We start from the raw sequence: 17383 nt of genomic DNA on the forward strand, positions 1-17383 counted from the left end.
GCCCCAATGTTTAGTAACGGATTCGTACAGGTAAATGTTCATATAGCATGCGATGATTGATGTGGTGATGATAATGGAAGAATGGATCTCTCATTTAAAAGGGATAACAGCTGGCAATGTCGTTTCCTTTTTTATTGAAGCAGGGCTTGTCCTGATTGGAAATTGGTGTCTTAAAGGCTTGGCAAGGCTGCTCGCATTAAAAAAACCAGAACTAAAAAACAGATTCCTTCCCGCTGCAGGTTCACTGTTGAACTGGATAACTTTTTATGGAATCATTCTTTTGTTCCTTGTTCACTTTTCAACTACAAAATGGCTATTCGAACCTTTGTATTCAAAGGACGGAATCAAGGTTTCCGCCTTCCTAATCATTGTCGCGTTTATGATTGTTACTTTGGCCAGCAGGATTATCAAGCTGTTCACAAAATATGTTCTTTCAAATATTTACGAACATTACAACGTGGACAAAGGGCTTAGCTACACAATCAACCAAATTATTTATTACACGGTAATGATTTCTGCCCTAGCCTTCAGCTTTACAATAGTCGGAATTAACCTGACAGCCCTCGGGGCAATCCTTGGCGTTCTGGGGATCGGTATTGGATTTGGGATGCGAAATATAGCCGGGAACTTTGTTTCCGGAATCATTATCCTCTTTGAAAGGCCTATTGAAGTAGGGGAAGTTATTGAAGTTAATGGGAAAATTGGCAGGGTTGAAAAAATCCGGCTCAGGTCGACGCTCGTCAGGACTGCGAAGGAAGGCACTTTAATTATACCAAACCAATATTTTATTGAAACGATCATCAAGAATCGGACCGGTGCCGAAATGAGGGCTGAGGTGAAGGTGAGCGTTAGCCAGGGGGTTGATTCGAAACTGGTGCATCGGCTCCTGGAAGATGCCGTTGATCAAATAAAAGAAAACTGTGAAGGGATTCTCATGACATCCCAGCTTGAAATCAGATTCGTTAATTTCAGGAATAGCGCCATGGATTTCTCCATTGAGTTGCCGGTTGTTAATTTTGAAATTAAAGAGAAGGTTGAAAGTGAATTGCGACACTCCATTTCCCGGTTATTTGACGACCATAAAATAAACATGCCGCCGATTACAACATATCCAGAAAAATGATAACGCCATTCCGGCGGGTTTTTCGGCACAGAAGAAAACACCTGTTTTTATGGCAGCTCTTATCGGGTACAGGCTGGTAAGGACGCAAAGGAGGAATTCAAATGGCTGATAAAAACAATAATATCCATTCAGAAGAACAAGCACACTATTTTAAAGACCGGGCCGGGAACGACGAAGCGCGTTTTCATGTTGTTCCCCATGATGAAGAAGGATGGGCGGTTAAACGTGAAGGCGAAGATGGACATGAAATGACAACAGGTTCAAAGTCTGAAGCAGTTGATGAAGCAAAGCGCCTTGTCGAAGAAGCCGGGACGATGGCATACATCCATAATGAAGAGGGCCGAATTGAAGAGCAGCATAATTACCATGATAAAAAGTAAACCATGAACGAGCATCCGTGAAAAAAGCGGATGCTTTTTTCATAAATAAAAACAATCAACATGGACAATTTTACAATTGATTTTGTTACTTAACATTTTAATCTCCCTATGGGGCAAGCCGGAAAGAATAGTCACGGTATTTCACCTCTTCAATTTTATCTCCCGGTTTCTTCTCAACAATTTTGCCCGTTTTATCTCGTATGACCTCATATTCCCTGTATATCTCAATAATATATCCATTGCTTTTCCGTTCTTCAACAAGCATCATTTGGTACTCAGGCAAGTTTCTGATAGCCGGTTCCGTTATCGCGGGTGCGGGTCTGGGGCCATCTGTTTCATAATAATACTCCTTGTTCAGGAAGGAAAAAGGGGAATCCAAATAGGCCGCCCCTGTAATCAGCAAACCAAGGCACAACAGTCGGAAGGTTTTCATTTTTTCCATTAAGGCCACCTCGTTCTATGTATGGTTGTACAATATATGCGTGATAAGTGGATTTATCCATCAAAAAAGCGACCGGTTTACAATTCCGGCCGCTTTTTAGCGGATGATGCACAACCAAGAGCAATGGCCTTTAAATCTACGAAAGGGCGCCATGCTTCATCCGCCCGTGATATACACGGTAAAGAATTAGTGCAGCAATGGATAAAACTGCTCCAGAAATATACGGCAGGCCCGACGCGGCTGAAAATAGAAGTCCACCAAGGGGAGGCCCGGCAATCCTGCCCAAAGAATCAAAGGAAGAGAGGAGGCCCGTAACACTTCCATGTCCAGTGTTGATTGTTTTCGTCAGGACTGAGGAAACACTCGGCCTGATTACGCCGTTCCCAATGCCAAATATCGTAAGGAATATTGCGGCGGTGGCAAAGCTATTCACTAATAGGATCAAGGCAAAACCGATTGCCGAAACGATGATCCCTCCCTGAATGACCTTTCCTTCTCCATACTTTTTCGTAAGCTTTCCAATAAGGCCGCCCTGGACAAACGCACCGGCAAACCCCATAATCATAAAAATATATCCTAGGCTCGTCGTATCAAGGCCAGCCCTCTCTGCCGCAAAATAAGCAAACGTGGCTTCAAGCCCAGCAAGCGACAGGGAAATAAAAAATTGCAAAAAGAACAGCATGCCGGAAGCTCCGCGAAGCGCGACACTGAACGGTGCTTTTTGCTGGGAGTTTTGTCCTCTGCTTTCTTTCGTTGAGGATTCCTTAAGTAATAAAGCAACAAGGGCAAGCGTCAAAATGGATGAGCAGCCCGCAATGATGAAAGGAAGGCTTAGGCTGCTTTTGGAAAAAATCCCGCCGATCGCCGGGCCGAATACAAAGCCCATACCAACTGCAGCTCCAACGATTCCCATGCCTTTGCTGCGGTTTTCCGGGGTTGTGATGTCCGCAACATAAGCCATAACGGTTGGCATGTTTGCCGCGGACAATAGGCCACCGACGATCCTGGCTACAAACAGCATCATTATCGAGTCGGCAAACGCCGTTAAGAAAAACGAGATTGCAAGTCCGGTAATGCCGGCAAGCATGACAGGTTTCCTGCCAATTTTGTCTGAAATCCTGCCCCACATCGGGGCAAACAATAGCTGCATGAGCGAATAGACAGCCATAAGGAAACCAAGCTGGGTAGGGCTTGCTCCAAGATTTTCCGCATAGAAAGGCAATACCGGAATGATGATCCCAAAACCGACCATCACTAAAAACATAATAAGAAATAAAATAGGCAACGCCTTTTTTGTTTCAACCATCGTATTCACTCCCAGGACCAATTACAACATTCCCACTAACATAATTTGAAAAAATACACATTAAAAGGGCTAAGATAATCTTATATTTTATAAGGGAAAAGTCAACTGTTACGATTGATGCCAACTGCGTTATTTTTAAAAAAGAATTTATAAAAAATATAAAAAGAAATCTCCCATTCACAAAAGGTAAAGCTATTGCTATCAAATAGATAGAAAAGTAATAGCTCTTGCTAGCAAAAAGATAGACTGCGCGCCAACAGGGCGGGCAGCCTATCTCAAAGGTTATTTCGAGAACTTCAATTTCAAACGTTTATCACCGAGTTCCACAATTTGCTCCTCGGCTAATTTTGCGAGTACTACTTGCCCTTCCACAGTAGGGTGGATGTCATTTGGCAGTATGTACGCTGCTTGGTTTCCGTCGTAAGCACTGAATGCATCGGCTATTAATATTGAGCCGGCTTTTGCCTGTGGGGCGATAGAAAACTGATTTACTTGGGGTAGAATCTGCTGGCCAAGTCCATAAAGCATTACTGCCAGTGGATTGGTTGGGTCAAATCCAAACGGATTATATAGAGTGTATAAAATAATTGGTGCGTCCGTTTTCGATCTTATGTTTTCAATAATGCTGTTTAGGTTGACCTTTAATTGCGCGACCGCCAGTGGGTAATTGGCAAGAACTGTGTTTCTATCGAAGGGTATTTTGCCATTCACCATATCCATAATCCCAGTGGTCTGGAGTAGATCATTGCTTCCAATGTTCAACGTAATGATATCCGCTTTCCGGATCGCATCCCCATAATCCGTATCAAGTTCCATCGCTGCGAGAAGCTGGGAGGACGTCATGCCCGGCTTGCTGAGATTTGTTACCTTGTGGTCCCGCTCGCCAATCAAATTCGGGAAAGCTTTTTCTGATGGCTTGGATTTATCCTCGTCAAGGTTCCAACCATAGGTGATCGAATCACCAAGCGAAACAATTTTAAGCTTTTTCCCGCCTACGTTTGCTGCGTATACAGTTGGCGCAAAAATCGTGCCAAACAGGAGAATGAATACTAGCATTATATTCATTTTTGAATGCTTCATCGTCTTCCTCCTTTACAATTGCTTTCAACTTTGATTATATTTTAAATTTTCGGAAAATAATATAAACATATTCCGCCATCTTTTGCAGCCACCAAGCTGATTTTGAAGTGGCGCTCCTGCTTCTTATCTTTTAAGATGGAAGAAAGAGGGGGGATTGCTGTGAAAATTATCGTCACCGGGGTACCAAGCTGTGCTGGCGCATTGTATCATGGTACGGAACTCGCACCTGATGCTATGAGGAAAACCAATCTGATTCCAGCTCTATTAAAAATGGTTTGTTTTGTAGAGGATAGAGGGAATCTATTGGAAGGCAAGATACTGGCCCGGCATAATATACCGCCTGTACGAAACTGGCCCGCACCCAGGGAGGTATGGGATGAAATTGTCGAAGAGCAAGCCGCGATTTTTGAAGAGGACGCCTTTTCAATCATCCTCGGCGGTGATTGCAGCATTATTGTAGGTACCTTTACCGCTTTCCAAAAGGTGTTTGGGGAAAATACATATCTTATCGTCATTGATGGGCATTTCGATACGGTGGCACCCGATGGAAACCGCTGCATCGGGGCGGCCGGCATGGGTCTCTGGTTCCTTGCCCAGGACACTCATGTTTGGTGGACAGAAAAACGCGTCCCAGTAGAAAGGATTAAGGTTTTAGGCACCTATACTCCTGGCGAAACGCTTGGAATTGAACATATTCCTTATGAGAAGTTCCTAACGGACGAGGGAAGCGAAGAACTGGCCCGGATGTTGAAAAGTATTCCTGAGGATGCTGGCATCCTTGTCCATTTTGATGTGGATGTCCTGCATGAAAGCATCATGCCCGCCGCGTATTCGCCAAGCAAAGTCGGAATGAATTTCAAAACGGCATCAGAATTGTTCTCACTCCTTCTTATGGACCAGCGGGTTAAGGGTATTGAAGTAACCGAATTCGCTGCTAACAAAGAAGGGGCATCCAAAAGCGCGGCTACGGTAGCCCATTTGCTTATTGATGGACTGAAGTTGCGCCACTCATTATCGTTAAGCGGGGAGTCCGTATGATTAAAGGAGAAAAAGTAACGCTGAAACCGCTCGCTGAAGAAGATTTGCCTGTGTTATGGGAAATGATATACGGGGAAGAGGATCCTGAATGGAAGAGGTGGGATGCGCCTTATTATCCATTAAAGCCGCGAGAGAAGGACGAGTATGTCATCAGCATGAAAATTCTTCTTGAAGAAGGATTGGATACAAGGTGGGCCATATGGGCCGGGGAAAGACTGATTGGGAGTGTCTCGTGTTATTGGGAACATAAGCCTTCCAACTGGCTTGAAGCGGGAATAGTCATTTATGATCCGGCTTTTTGGAATGGTGGGTATGGCACGGAAGCATTCAAACTTTGGATCAGCCATCTCTTCGAATATTATCCAATCCACCGGATCGGCTACACAACCTGGTCTGGAAACGAAAGGATGATGAAGGTCGGTGAAAAGCTTGGCATGAAGATGGAAGCCCGCATCAGAAAGTGCAGGCTTCATAATGGCATATATTTCGATTCAATCAAAATGGGCATATTAAAAGAAGAATGGGAAGCATTGCATCATTAAACTACAAAAAACGCCATTGATTAATCAACGGCGTTTTTATTATTTTATCGTCTTCCTTGCTGTTTCCGATGCAATATCGGCAAGAAAGACAAGGACCATGTAGCACAATAGAAGCAAGGTCAATTCTGAATAATGGAAGAAGCTCATGCTCAATTTAAATTGCTGGCCAAGGCCTCCTGCGCCGACAAACCCGACTACGATGGTCGTCCTCATAATTACTTCCCATCGATAGAGGAAGTATGTCAGGAATTTAGGCATCACCGATGGGAGAACCCCATAAAAGAGGCTTTGCCATTTGGAAGCGCCCGCGCTGGCCAGATTCCGTACCGGCTTCGGGTCCATATCTTCAATGACCTCCGCCCAAAGCTTTCCAAGAATCCCGAAATTATGGAGGGCAAGTGCAATTGCTCCCGGAAGAAGCCCCGGTTTTAAAATAAAGACAATCATCATTGCCCAAACGAGCTCAGGGACTGCCCGTGAAAAAATATAGGAAATCCGGACGATTCCAAAGAGAGGCCAGTTGTACCATCGCTTTGTAGCTGTCAGGCTTCCGTCGGCAATATTCCGCGCCGCGGGAATAACCGTCAAAAACGCGGCAATTGCAGCAAAGCCAATTGCCATGACGCTCATTTCCAGCGTTTCGAGTGTCAAATGAAGCGCATTTTTCCAGGCGGCGGCTTGCATAAAAGCAGGCGTTTCTTCGCCAATCCCAAGCATACCGCCGAAAAACTTCGCCGCATAGTTTACATTTTCATTCGTAAAAAGGGAGGAGAGGCTTGCGCCTTCGGCTATATAAATATAAATCCATGAAACGGCTGCAAGTATTATAGCAAGCAGGGCAGAGAACTTGCCGCCCGCGAAGAAAGGTTTCTCCGCTTTATCAAGCAACGAGCGCCGGACAAGTGTGCTCCATCCATCAACGAGAATGACCAGTATGATTAAAAAGAAAACGTAGGTCCACACTTCATTGTATTTTAAGTCAGCTAGGGATAATTGAATCTGATACCCGAGGCCTCCAAGCCCAACAAAGCTCATAATGGCCGAAGAACGAATTGCGCATTCATACCTGTACATTGTGTAGCTGACGAAATCGGCCCGGACAAGCGGCAAGTATCCATAGAACAATAATTGGAGGCGTGACGCCCCTGCTGTTTTAAGGGCAATAATGGGCTGCTCAGGAACATCGGCGAGCATGTCGGCAAAAATCCTCCCCAAAATGCCTCCATATGGAATTGCAAGGGCAAAAATAGCCGCGTACGGGGATAGACCCACAGATGCTACAAACAGCCATGCCCAAACAAGCTCATGAATGGAGCGGGTAAACCCGAGGATTCCTCGAAAAAAGAGCTTGGAGAAGAATCTTGATCCCTTCCCATTCGACAGGACGCCGGATGCAAGGACGCCGGCCACAAACGCATACACGAATGCAAGGGACATCCCAGCTGTGGCATAGGCCATTGTAAGCCAAGAAGCTTCGAGGCCCAGCCAAAGGACATCAGGGGAAAGGGAAGGGGAAACAAGCCCCTTCAAGATCTCAACAATCATCGCCCCTCCGCCAGCATGCAAGAGCCCTGGGCCCCAATCCACGGAAAAAAGGCTCCAGGCAAATACAAGGAACAAAACCGCGGTCAGAGTAAGCCGTTTATGCCTGGGCTGCGGATTTGACAGCGGCCTACTCATGTTCTGGCAGCTCCTTCAACTTATACAAATCGCCAAGAAGGGCATCGGTTACCTGGCTGGCTGGTAGGTCGAAAAAGATTTCTCCATCCTTCATGGCAATGATCCGGGTAAAATACTTCCTCGCATATTCAACAGAGTGGAGGCTCGCAAAAAGCGTCTGTTTTTCATCTTCGACAATTGTAGATAGTGCATCCAGCACATCTTCTGCACGCGCCGGATCAAGGGAAGCGACGGGCTCGTCCGCTAGTACGATTTCAGGCTTCTGGACAAGAATACGCGCCAAAGCAACCCGCTGCTGCTCGCCGCCGGAAAGTCTTGCCGTTTCCTCATATAGCTTATCTGCCAATCCGACACGCTCAAGCGCTTCAATTGCCAGATTTTTATCTCTCGGAATCAGAAGCGAGAGAAGCGATTTTGCCACTCCCCATTCGGAAAACCTTCCCGCCAGGACATTATGGATGACCGCAAGCTGGCCGACGAGGTCGAACTGCTGTCGGATGACGCCCACTTTTTTGGCAAACTCTTTTCCGTTTTTATAGGAGCCCCTCGGCTTTCCGGCAATAATCCATTCACCACCGTCGGGTTCCACAATCCCGGCAATCGTATTAAGGAGAGTTGTTTTCCCCGCGCCGCTCGGGCCTATAAGTGCGACTCTTTCTCCTTTTCGAACGGAAAAGGAAAGGGAAGAAAGCGCGGTTTTCTTCCCAAAAAACTTCATAATATTTTTGGCTTCCAATGCCGTTGTTTGGTTCATAACATCTCACACCAGTTATTTTATAATCTTCAGTTCTTTTGCAACTTCCTCGATTGCTTCGTAGTTTTCATTTTTTGTTTCAATAAATCGATCTGTTGCAAACATATTGAGTCCGGATAGCTGCTCAGGAGTCATCGAAAGGAGGGCCGCCTTCACTTTATCCTTTGTTTCTTTGTCTACTTTATTAATTGTCCAGTGATAATCATAGTAGGAAGGAGTTGTGTAGAACACACGTACTTTATTCGTATCAACCTTTTTCTCTTTTACCGCAGTCTCCCACACAGCTTCATTCAGGGCACCCGCCATAAATGCTCCGGATTCGATTAGCTTATACGTTGTATCATGCGAACCCGAGAAATTCGGCTGACCGTCAAAATCCTTAGCCGGATTAATACCTTCCTTCATTAAATAATAGCGGGGCATCAAATGTCCAGAAGTTGAGCTCTCACTTCCGAACGTGAACGATTTGCCTTTTACATCGGCAAGCGAATTAATTCCAGAATCCGCTTGGGTAATAAACACGGAATGGAATTCTGCATCCCTCGGACGCTGGGCAATCGCTTCGGCTTCAGGCACAAGGTTTCTTGCCTGTACTCCTGTTAGGCCGCCGAAAAAGGCAAGCTTGATTTCACCTCGATGGAAAGCGGTCACTAGCGCCGCGTAATCAACAGAAGGGACAAATTCCACCTTCATACCGGTTTCATTTGCCAGATGCTCAGCGACGGCATCCATGCTCTTTTTCATTTCCGTTGCGCTTTGGTCAGGTATGGCGCCGATTTTAAACACTTCTTCATTCTTTTTAGTGTCTTTTTCACCTGATTTGTCGGATTCATCTTTATTTCCACAGGCAGCCAATCCAACCACAAGAAGGCATGTAAGCAATAATGCCAAGATTTTCTTCATAAGTTATTCCTCCAGTTTTCTGCGTGTTGTCCTTCAACTCTTGTTAATTTTAAAGAAAAAAAGAGAAATAACAATGGATTTAACGATTTAGCCACCATTCAAATTATAGATAACACGCTTAACTACTTATCGAAAGAATCGATAGATCAAAAGAGGGAGCTTTCCTATCTATATAGGTTAGGTTTACTTAAGAGAAGAAATCTAATAAAAATAAAACTGCTGTGAGTCGTAAAACTCGTTTGGTAATTATTCTAAACGCGTATTTATTCTTTTATCTAAATAGGATAAATGAATAAAGAGAAAAGAATTATGTAAAACATATTTGACATTTATGACTTGTATAGTAAAATGAAAATGTAAAACATATTTTACATTCCGAGGGGTTGGATGATGGAAAATATTATTAAAGAAAAACGCAAATTACTTAATATGTCACAAGAACAATTGGCGGTTGTATGTAATGTCTCTCGTCAAACAATTAATGCAATCGAAAATAATAAATATGACCCAAGCCTTGAATTAGCATTTTTATTATCTATCACATTGCAAACACGACTTGAAGAATTATTTATTTATAAGGGGAAATAAGTATGTTAAAAAATTGGATAATTTTAATGGCTGTCATAATTACGAGCTATCTCTTAGGAACTAGTATACTGAATTATTTAAGTGGGGATGATGTTTCCGTAACTTATATAATTAGTTCGGTTTTTTTTATTATGATAATAATTGAAGGATTAACTTGGGATATGGATTTTAAAGTCCAAAAAGATGAGATGGGAAAGAAGATAGCTAGTCAAGCAGCAAAGATTAGTTACTATATTTTAATAGTAACTATGTTTATTATTTGGATTGTTGACCACATAATATTTGTGAGGACCAGCGATTTTGGAAATATTACTTTATTTATCACACTTTGTTTTACAATGATTTTATATCCACTTGTTGCGTTTACTGTTTCAAGAAAGTATAGATAAAAAATAGTTTAGGAAAAAATACCCAAAAAGGGCCATAAGTTCTTTCACTACCGGGTAATTATTTTTAATAAGATAATACAAAAAAGGCTTAGAGTTGAAAATTACTCTAAGCCTGTTATTTGTGTTGTGAAATTTATGTTATTTGCATTGTGATTAAATCCGCGATTTAAAGTTTTTCACCTCACAAATAAACCCATTTTTCAAAAGAACCGGGGTTCAATTTCATGTATTTAATTTACCTGCAAAGACCATTCCTCAACATTCCAGACCCGGGTTACCCAGTCTTCATAAAAATCAGGCTCGTGGCAGACGAGGACGATTGTACCCTTATAATTTTTTAGGGCACGCTTCAGTTCTTCTTTTGCAGTAATATCAAGATGGTTCGTCGGTTCGTCGAAAAGAATCCAGTTACTTTCATGCATCATCAGCTTGCACAAGCGGACTTTCGCCTGCTCGCCTCCGCTAAGCTGGCTAAGCGGCCGTGAAATATGCTCGTTTTTCAGTCCGCATCGGGCGAGCGCGGCTCGGACTTGATGCTGGTCGAGATTCGGGAACTCATTCCAAACGTCATCAATCGGGGTAATGTCCATCGCTCTCACTTCCTGCTCGAAATAGGAAGGGAAGAGGAAGTCGCCATGTTCGATTTTGCCGCCAAGCGGAGAAATTTTCCCGAGCATCGTTTTTAACAGCGTTGATTTCCCGACGCCGTTGCAGCCAATAATCGCAATTTTTTCGCCTTTTTCAATCACCATGTCCATTTTTGGCAAAAGCGGGTGTGAGTAGCCGATTTCGAGACCCTTCGCTTCAAAAACAAACCGGCTGCTGCTGCGAGCTTCCTTGAATTCGAATGTCGGCTTAACCGCTGTTTCTGGACGGTCGATCCGTTCCATGCGGTCAAGCTGCTTTTGGCGGCTTTTCGCGCGGCCTGTTGTTGAGTAGCGGGCTTTATTTTTCGCGATGAATTCTTCCTGCTTTTTAATGAATTCCTTTTGCTTTTCATACGCATTGATATGCTGGTTCTTATTGATTTCCGCAAGCTCAAGGAATTTGTCATACGTAGCTGTATAACGGGTCAGCTTTGAGAATTCTAAATGGAAAATAGTATTCGAAACAGAATTCATAAACTCTGTGTCGTGTGAAATCAGCAAGAATGCGTATGGATATTCCTTTAAATAACCGGATAGCCAACGGATATGCTCGACATCAAGATAGTTGGTAGGCTCATCAAGAAGGAGGACCTTTGGCTGCTCAAGCAATAGCTTCGCTAAGAGCACTTTTGTACGCTGGCCGCCGCTCAGTGCCGCGACGTCCCTATCAAGGCCAATCGCATCTAATCCAAGACCCCGAGCCGCTTCTTCAATTTTGATATCAAGCGTATAGAAGCCGCCCGCATCAAGCACATCCTGAATTTCACCCATCCGCTCAAGCAGGTCTTCAAGCTCTTCAGGAGTAGCGTCGGCCATTTTTGCGGTTATTTCATTCAATTCCTTTTCTTTTTCAAAAAGAGGGAGGAAGGCGTCCCTCAAAACATCCCGCATCGTCCGGCCTGGAGTCAAGACTGTGTGCTGGTCAAGATACCCGTATTGAACGCCAGGCGTCCATTCAACTTTTCCGCCGTCATGGATCAATTGGTTTGTAATGATATTCATTAATGTTGATTTTCCCACGCCGTTTGCGCCGACAAGGCCGACATGGTCCTCAGCCAAAAGGCGGAAGGAAACATCTTTAAAGAGGATACGATCCCCGAATGTATGAGTTAAATTTTCAACTGTTAATAGTGCCATTTTTGTTCTTTTCCTCACTTTATCTTAAAAATACACCTATTTTCCTATCATACAGGATTTTACGGGAAACGGCTATAGGCAAGAATGGAAAAGCTTTGCCAATGTTATTCCGGACTGATTTTCAAATAAAAAGGAAATAACCGATGGCGCAAGGAATAGTTTAGGAGTTACAGGAAATGGGGGTAGGAGAATGAATGTGAAATTAGTTGAATTGACAAAAGATAACTGGGAAGAATGTGCTGCGCTTTCCGTGGCGGAGAGCCAGAAGGGGTTTATGGCATCTAATCTGTATTCAATCGCGGAAGTGCAGTTCCTGGTGAACTTCGAGGCGCTGGGAATCAATGATGGCGAGAGGATGGTCGGCTTCGTAATGGCAGGGCTCGACACGGACGACAACAATTATTGGATTTACCGATTTATGATCGACAAATCGTTCCAGGGCAGGGGATATGGAAGGAAAGGCTTGAAGGTGGTAGTAGAATGGCTGCAAAGCAAGGAAGGGTGCCGGCTGATTATGGTTGGCTACAATCCTGAAAATGTGGCTGCCGAGAAGCTGTACAAATCGGCAGGTTTCGAGGATAAAGGGCTTGCACCTTGGGGGGAAAAGCTTTCCGGGTTACTCGTTTAACGGTTGGGGAAGGATTTGAACATTTTTTCAACATTTAAAGAAATTCCTTTCAACCTAAACGAACATTATTTCTGTTGATTATGAACGTTTTCTCAAGATAACGCTTCAGGTTTTGACGATCTGAACAATTGGGTCGTTCGTTGTTTTGCAAAAGTTCAAATTGATAAAAAAGGTGGACTCCAAGTTTGGAATCCACCTTTTAACCACCTATGCTTCAATGATATAGGCTTTACGCGCGGGCTTAAAGATTAAAAAAAAGCGAGGAAGACTTGATTTGCCCAGTTTTCATAGCCCGATGCCTTCCATGGTTTCATTTACAAAGCTTACCTTGCCATCATTTAACGACTGAATCCTTGCAAGCGATTCGACACGGATGCCTTTATATTCAAGCAGATTTCTTCCTTTCTGGAACGATTTTTCAATTACAATGCCAATTCCGGATACTTGGGCCCCGGCATCTTCCGCGAGCTTGATCAATGCAAGTGCGGCCTGTCCGTTGGCAAGGAAATCATCTATAATGAGAATTTTGTCATTAGGGGATACGTATTTCGATGCAATTGATATTTCTGATGTTTCCTGCTTTGTAAATGAGTACACACTTGCATTTAGGAGCCCGTCGGTCATTGTAAGGGACTTTCTTTTCCTTGCAAAAATAACCGGAACATTCAACTCAAGGCCTGCCATAACAGAAGGAGCGATTCCCGACGATTCCAGGGTTAATATTTTCGTTATTCCATCGTCTGCAAAACGCGCGGCGAATTCCTTGCCAATTTCACGCATTAAAAATGGATCGATCTGATGGTTTAGAAAGGCATCTACCTTTAAAACACTCTCCGACAGCACCCGGCCTTCCTCAATGATTTTTCTTTTTAAGCTTTCCATATATATCCCCCTGTAAAAAGAAATTTTTATTTGAATGCAAAAAGCCCAAAGGCATGCTACCTCATTGGGAGCAATAGCCTTTGGGCTGAAAAAACCAAAAGGTAATAAAGGATTAGCCAGTTGAGCCATCCTTCCATTGCCACCCATAGCCGATCCGTTTACGGCGGGCCGGTAGAAACTTGCAGGCCATATTCCTGCGATTATACGAGTGAAATTTTAAAAAGTAAGGGTAATTATATCATGGAGGACGTGATTTGCAACGCCTTTATATCCTTCCAATAACTCCAAGAAATCAAACCATAATAATTGTAAGCGTATACAAAACCCCATGAGTAATGGTAAAATCAGTTTTAAGAGTGTCCTTCCAGTATGAACAAAAAAGAAAATATGCTATAGTAAGCAGGGAATGAATCACTTTATATCCCTGTTAAATCAAGGTTTTATAGTGTCCGCCTCAGAAGGACACATGTCTACATACCCGCGACAAAATATCAGTAAACTAAAGATAAGGAGAGATTTCGATGTCGAGCAAAACTCTAGAGCAATTTTTGATCGAGAACCTGGAAGATTTAAAGGCAAAAGGACTTTACAATGTGATTGACCCACTCGAAAGCCCGAATGGGCCCATGATCAAAATCAACGGAAGGGAGCTAATCAATCTTTCTTCTAATAACTACCTCGGGCTGGCTACTGACGAACGGCTTAAAAAGGCAGCTGAACAGGCGATTGAACAATACGGCGTAGGCGCCGGGGCGGTGAGGACCATTAACGGAACGCTTGAACTCCACGTCCAATTGGAAGAAAAGCTTGCCGAATTTAAAGGGACAGAAGCGGCGATTGCCTACCAGTCTGGTTTCAACTGCAACATGGCGGCAATCTCGGCAGTCATGGACAAGAACGATGCGATTTTGTCGGACGAATTGAACCACGCTTCCATCATTGACGGCTGCAGGCTCTCCCGCGCAAAAATCATCCGCTACAACCATTCGGACATGGAAGATTTGCGCGCCAAGGCAAAGGAAGCCCGGGAATCAGGGCTTTATAAAAAATTGATGGTCATTACGGATGGAGTCTTCTCCATGGACGGAGATATCGCACTTCTTCCTGAAATCGTCGAAATCGCGGAAGAATTTGATTTGATGACCTACGTGGATGATGCACACGGCTCAGGCGTCCTTGGAAAAGGCGCGGGAACGGTCAAGCATTTCGGGCTTCAGGATAAAATTGATTTTCAAATCGGAACACTGTCAAAAGCCATTGGAGTTGTCGGCGGCTATGTAGCCGGCAAACAGAACCTGATTGATTGGCTGAAAGTAAGGAGCCGCCCATTCCTGTTCTCAACATCATTGACCCCGGCCGATGTAGCCGCTTCGATTAAATCAATTGAAATTTTAACTGAAAGCACCGAACTGAACGAACGGCTTTGGGAAAATGGCAACTATCTGAAAAAAGGCTTAAAGGAACTAGGCTTTAACATCGGCGATAGCGAAACACCGATTACTCCATGCATTATTGGCGAAGAAAAGCTGACCCAGCAGTTCAGCAAGCGGTTAAACGAAGAAGGGGTTTATGCAAAGTCGATTGTATTCCCGACAGTTCCAGCAGGCACTGGGCGGGTGCGGAATATGCCTACAGCAGCGCATACGAAGGAAATGCTAGACAAAGCCATTTCTATCTATGAAAAAGTCGGTAAAGAAATGGGAGTAATTAAGTAAGATCGCTTTAACCAATAGAGCGAATGCATGCGGCACTTTAGGGGAGGAAGACGAGAATGAAACGTATTTTGCTTACCGGGGCGCTCGGCCAAATTGGTTCCGAGCTGACGATGAAGCTTAGGGAAATTTACGGAAACGACAACGTCATCGCGACAGATATCCGAATGAATGAAGATAATGAAGCGGCAACGAGCGGCCCGTTTGAAATACTAGATGTGACAGACGGAAAGCGGATGGCCGAAATTGCTAAAAAATACAATGTCGATGCAATCATGCATTTGGCCGCATTGTTGTCCGCGACGGCGGAAGCAAATCCGATTTTCGCCTGGAACCTGAACATGGGCGGCCTGATGAACGCTCTTGAAACGGCCAGGGAAATGAACGCACAGTTTTTCACGCCAAGTTCCATCGGTGCTTTTGGACCGTCTACGCCGAAGGAACAAACACCTCAGGATACAATTATGCGCCCAACGACAATGTATGGGGTGAACAAAGTGGCGGGTGAGCTTTTATCGGACTATTATTACCACAAGTTCGGAGTCGACACTCGCGGCGTCCGATTCCCTGGCCTGATTTCATATGTTGCTCCCCCGGGCGGCGGGACGACCGACTATGCTGTTGAGATTTATTACGAAGCCGTAAAAAACAAAAAATATACTTCATTCATTTACAAGGGCACCTACATGGATATGATGTATATGCCTGATGCTCTTAATTCAATTATTAACTTGATGGAAGCGGATCCGGCTAAACTTATTCACAGGAACTCGTTTAACGTGACCGCGATGAGCTTTGACCCGGAAGAATTGGCAGCAGAAATCAGGAAGCACATTCCTGATTTCGAGATGACGTATGATGTTGATCCCGTCCGACAAAGGATCGCCGACAGCTGGCCGAATTCCATTGATGCATCCGCAGCCGCGGAGCAATGGGGATTCAAGGCAGAATACGATATTGCCCGCATGACAGGGGATATGCTTGAGAAATTAAAGGTGAAATTATCGTAAAGAAAAAACGGCAGCCCCAAAGGCTAGCCGTTTTTTCATTTTCCAATATAAATAAGCTTTTCTTTCTTTTCCGTTACTTTGCCAACGATAGCAGCTTCCTCAAGCCCAAGCGAATGGAGGTCCGATACGTAAAGTTCGGCTTCTTCGGCCGGCATGGATACGAGCAAGCCCCCGGATGTGATCGCATCACAGGCGACTAGCTGCTCTTCAAGTGAGAGGCCGCTGTATTCAATATCATCCTTGAGCCAGGAATGGTTTGACTTTGTCCCGCCGGGAACGATTCCAGCGTGGGCAAGTTCAAGCGAACCGTCTAAATACGGGATGCCCACAAAATCAAACTCAAAGCTGACAGAGCTTCCCCTCGCCATTTCACTTCCATGGCCGAGAAGCCCGAATCCCGTCACATCTGTTACAGCATGGGGATGATACTTTTTCAATGCTTCGGCAGCAGTTTTATTCAGGTACGCCATCGTTTCGGTTACCTTTTTTTCCTGCTCGGGCGATACAGCACCGCGTTTTATGCCGGTCGTCAGGATACCGACTCCAATGGGCTTTGTTAAAACAAGGACGTCACCAGGTACGGCGCCCACGTTTTTCCAAACCTTTTCAGGATGGACAATCCCGGTGACGGAAAGGCCGAATTTTGGTTCCTGGTCATCAATGGAATGGCCCCCAACAGTAATCGCCCCGGCTTCTTTCACTTTATCAGCAGCACCACGGAGAATTTCCGATAGCATTTCGGCACCGAGCTTCTTGATCGGGTACCCTACAATATTGAGCACCGTTTTTGGTTCCCCTCCCATCGCATAGACATCGCTTAGCGAATTGGCCGCTGCGATCTGTCCAAACATATAGGGATCGTCTACGACCGGAGTGAAGTAATCAACGGTCTGGATTAACGCGATTGAATCTGTAAGCTGGTAGACACCCGCATCATCCGACGTTTCGTGGCCTACCAAAAGTTCCGGTACTGGTTCTTGCTTTGGCAATAGGCGCAAAACTTGCGCCAGGTCCTCTGGACCAATCTTGCAGCCTCAACCTGCTTTAGTCGATAAAGAGGTCAGGCGAATTTTATCCTGCTCGCTCAATTTGTCCACCTCCATTCCATAGTATACCTTTTGCGACAGATTTCCGCACGCAAG

General features: G+C 44.5%; 18 protein-coding genes and 1 riboswitch. Of the genes, 9 read left to right on the top strand and 9 right to left on the bottom strand.

Annotated features, from left to right (window positions below):
• Positions 1 to 73: 73 nt before the first annotated feature.
• Positions 74 to 1123, top strand: a complete 1050-nt coding sequence (locus RB160_RS15225; protein ID WP_316571279.1) for a mechanosensitive ion channel family protein — start codon at positions 74 to 76, stop codon at positions 1121 to 1123.
• 101 nt (positions 1124 to 1224) lie between these two features.
• Positions 1225 to 1503: a DUF2188 domain-containing protein gene (locus tag RB160_RS15230; protein WP_316571280.1), complete on the top strand. Its 279-nt coding sequence runs from the start codon at positions 1225 to 1227 to the stop codon at positions 1501 to 1503.
• A gap of 106 nt (positions 1504 to 1609) precedes the next feature.
• On the opposite strand, the gene RB160_RS15235 is transcribed toward RB160_RS15230, so the two are convergent.
• The 3 genes from RB160_RS15235 to RB160_RS15245 form a co-directional block, all read right to left on the bottom strand.
• Entirely contained in the window at positions 1610 to 1945 is a 336-nt protein-coding gene (locus RB160_RS15235; protein ID WP_316571281.1) for a hypothetical protein, read from the bottom strand.
• A 136-nt stretch (positions 1946 to 2081) separates the two neighbouring features.
• A complete protein-coding gene (locus RB160_RS15240; RefSeq protein ID WP_316571282.1) occupies positions 2082 to 3251 on the bottom strand; it encodes an MFS transporter in 1170 nt (389 codons plus the stop codon).
• Between the two features lie 282 nt (positions 3252 to 3533).
• The gene (locus RB160_RS15245) at positions 3534 to 4331 is read right to left on the bottom strand and encodes an SGNH/GDSL hydrolase family protein (protein ID WP_316571283.1); all 798 of its coding nucleotides are present in this window, start codon (positions 4329 to 4331) and stop codon (positions 3534 to 3536) included.
• Between the two features lie 159 nt (positions 4332 to 4490).
• Here RB160_RS15245 and RB160_RS15250 point away from each other — a divergent pair, with 159 nt between their 5' ends.
• Both RB160_RS15250 and RB160_RS15255 read left to right on the top strand, forming a co-directional pair.
• Positions 4491 to 5369, top strand: coding sequence for an arginase family protein (locus tag RB160_RS15250; RefSeq protein ID WP_316571284.1), 879 nt, complete (start codon positions 4491 to 4493; stop codon positions 5367 to 5369).
• Positions 5366 to 5911 carry a GNAT family N-acetyltransferase gene (locus RB160_RS15255; protein ID WP_316571285.1) on the top strand — a complete coding sequence of 182 codons (546 nt, stop codon included), beginning with the start codon at positions 5366 to 5368 and terminating at the stop codon, positions 5909 to 5911. Before RB160_RS15250 ends, RB160_RS15255 begins: the two co-directional genes overlap by 4 nt.
• Positions 5912 to 5950: 39 nt before the next feature.
• On the opposite strand, the gene RB160_RS15260 is transcribed toward RB160_RS15255, so the two are convergent.
• Genes RB160_RS15260 through RB160_RS15270 form a run of 3 tightly spaced genes read right to left on the bottom strand, consistent with a single transcriptional unit; the run spans position 5951 to position 9248 of the window.
• Complete coding sequence (locus RB160_RS15260; protein WP_316571286.1) at positions 5951 to 7591, bottom strand: PhnE/PtxC family ABC transporter permease; 1641 nt, start codon at positions 7589 to 7591, stop codon at positions 5951 to 5953.
• The gene (locus tag RB160_RS15265) at positions 7584 to 8345 is read right to left on the bottom strand and encodes a phosphonate ABC transporter ATP-binding protein (RefSeq protein ID WP_316571287.1); all 762 of its coding nucleotides are present in this window, start codon (positions 8343 to 8345) and stop codon (positions 7584 to 7586) included. The genes RB160_RS15260 and RB160_RS15265 overlap by 8 nt, the downstream gene beginning before the upstream one ends.
• A 15-nt stretch (positions 8346 to 8360) precedes the next feature.
• Entirely contained in the window at positions 8361 to 9248 is an 888-nt protein-coding gene (locus RB160_RS15270; RefSeq protein ID WP_316571288.1) for a putative selenate ABC transporter substrate-binding protein, read from the bottom strand.
• A gap of 390 nt (positions 9249 to 9638) precedes the next feature.
• On the opposite strand from RB160_RS15270, the gene RB160_RS15275 reads away from it, so the two are divergent.
• Positions 9639 to 9836 (top strand): helix-turn-helix transcriptional regulator, encoded by a 198-nt coding sequence (locus RB160_RS15275; protein ID WP_316571289.1) that lies wholly within the window; start codon positions 9639 to 9641, stop codon positions 9834 to 9836.
• Positions 9837 to 9838: 2 nt separating this feature from the next.
• The gene (locus tag RB160_RS15280; RefSeq protein ID WP_316571290.1) at positions 9839 to 10225 is read left to right on the top strand and encodes a DUF2178 domain-containing protein; all 387 of its coding nucleotides are present in this window, start codon (positions 9839 to 9841) and stop codon (positions 10223 to 10225) included.
• A gap of 230 nt (positions 10226 to 10455) precedes the next feature.
• Here the strand turns inward: RB160_RS15280 and RB160_RS15285 are convergent, their stop codons facing one another.
• Positions 10456 to 12009: an ABC-F family ATP-binding cassette domain-containing protein gene (locus RB160_RS15285; RefSeq protein ID WP_316571291.1), complete on the bottom strand. Its 1554-nt coding sequence runs from the start codon at positions 12007 to 12009 to the stop codon at positions 10456 to 10458.
• A gap of 190 nt (positions 12010 to 12199) precedes the next feature.
• On the opposite strand from RB160_RS15285, the gene RB160_RS15290 reads away from it, so the two are divergent.
• A complete protein-coding gene (locus tag RB160_RS15290) occupies positions 12200 to 12637 on the top strand; it encodes a GNAT family N-acetyltransferase (protein ID WP_316571292.1) in 438 nt (145 codons plus the stop codon).
• Positions 12638 to 12922: 285 nt separating this feature from the next.
• On the opposite strand, the gene RB160_RS15295 is transcribed toward RB160_RS15290, so the two are convergent.
• Complete coding sequence (locus tag RB160_RS15295) at positions 12923 to 13519, bottom strand: xanthine phosphoribosyltransferase (RefSeq protein ID WP_316571293.1); 597 nt, start codon at positions 13517 to 13519, stop codon at positions 12923 to 12925.
• A 126-nt stretch (positions 13520 to 13645) separates the two neighbouring features.
• Positions 13646 to 13747: riboswitch (purine riboswitch) on the bottom strand.
• A 293-nt stretch (positions 13748 to 14040) separates the two neighbouring features.
• Between RB160_RS15295 and RB160_RS15300 the strand changes: the two genes are divergently transcribed.
• Positions 14041 to 15234, top strand: coding sequence for a glycine C-acetyltransferase (locus RB160_RS15300; protein ID WP_316571294.1), 1194 nt, complete (start codon positions 14041 to 14043; stop codon positions 15232 to 15234).
• 56 nt (positions 15235 to 15290) lie between these two features.
• The gene (locus RB160_RS15305; protein WP_316571295.1) at positions 15291 to 16241 is read left to right on the top strand and encodes an L-threonine 3-dehydrogenase; all 951 of its coding nucleotides are present in this window, start codon (positions 15291 to 15293) and stop codon (positions 16239 to 16241) included.
• A 35-nt stretch (positions 16242 to 16276) separates the two neighbouring features.
• Here RB160_RS15305 and selD read toward each other — a convergent pair whose 3' ends face one another.
• Positions 16277 to 17344, bottom strand: coding sequence for a selenide, water dikinase SelD (gene selD, locus RB160_RS15310; protein WP_396954728.1), 1068 nt, complete (start codon positions 17342 to 17344; stop codon positions 16277 to 16279).
• Positions 17345 to 17383 lie beyond the last annotated feature (39 nt).

This window comes from Neobacillus sp. YIM B06451 (genome assembly GCF_032667185.1).
GTDB lineage: Bacteria > Bacillota > Bacilli > Bacillales > Cytobacillaceae > Bacillus_D.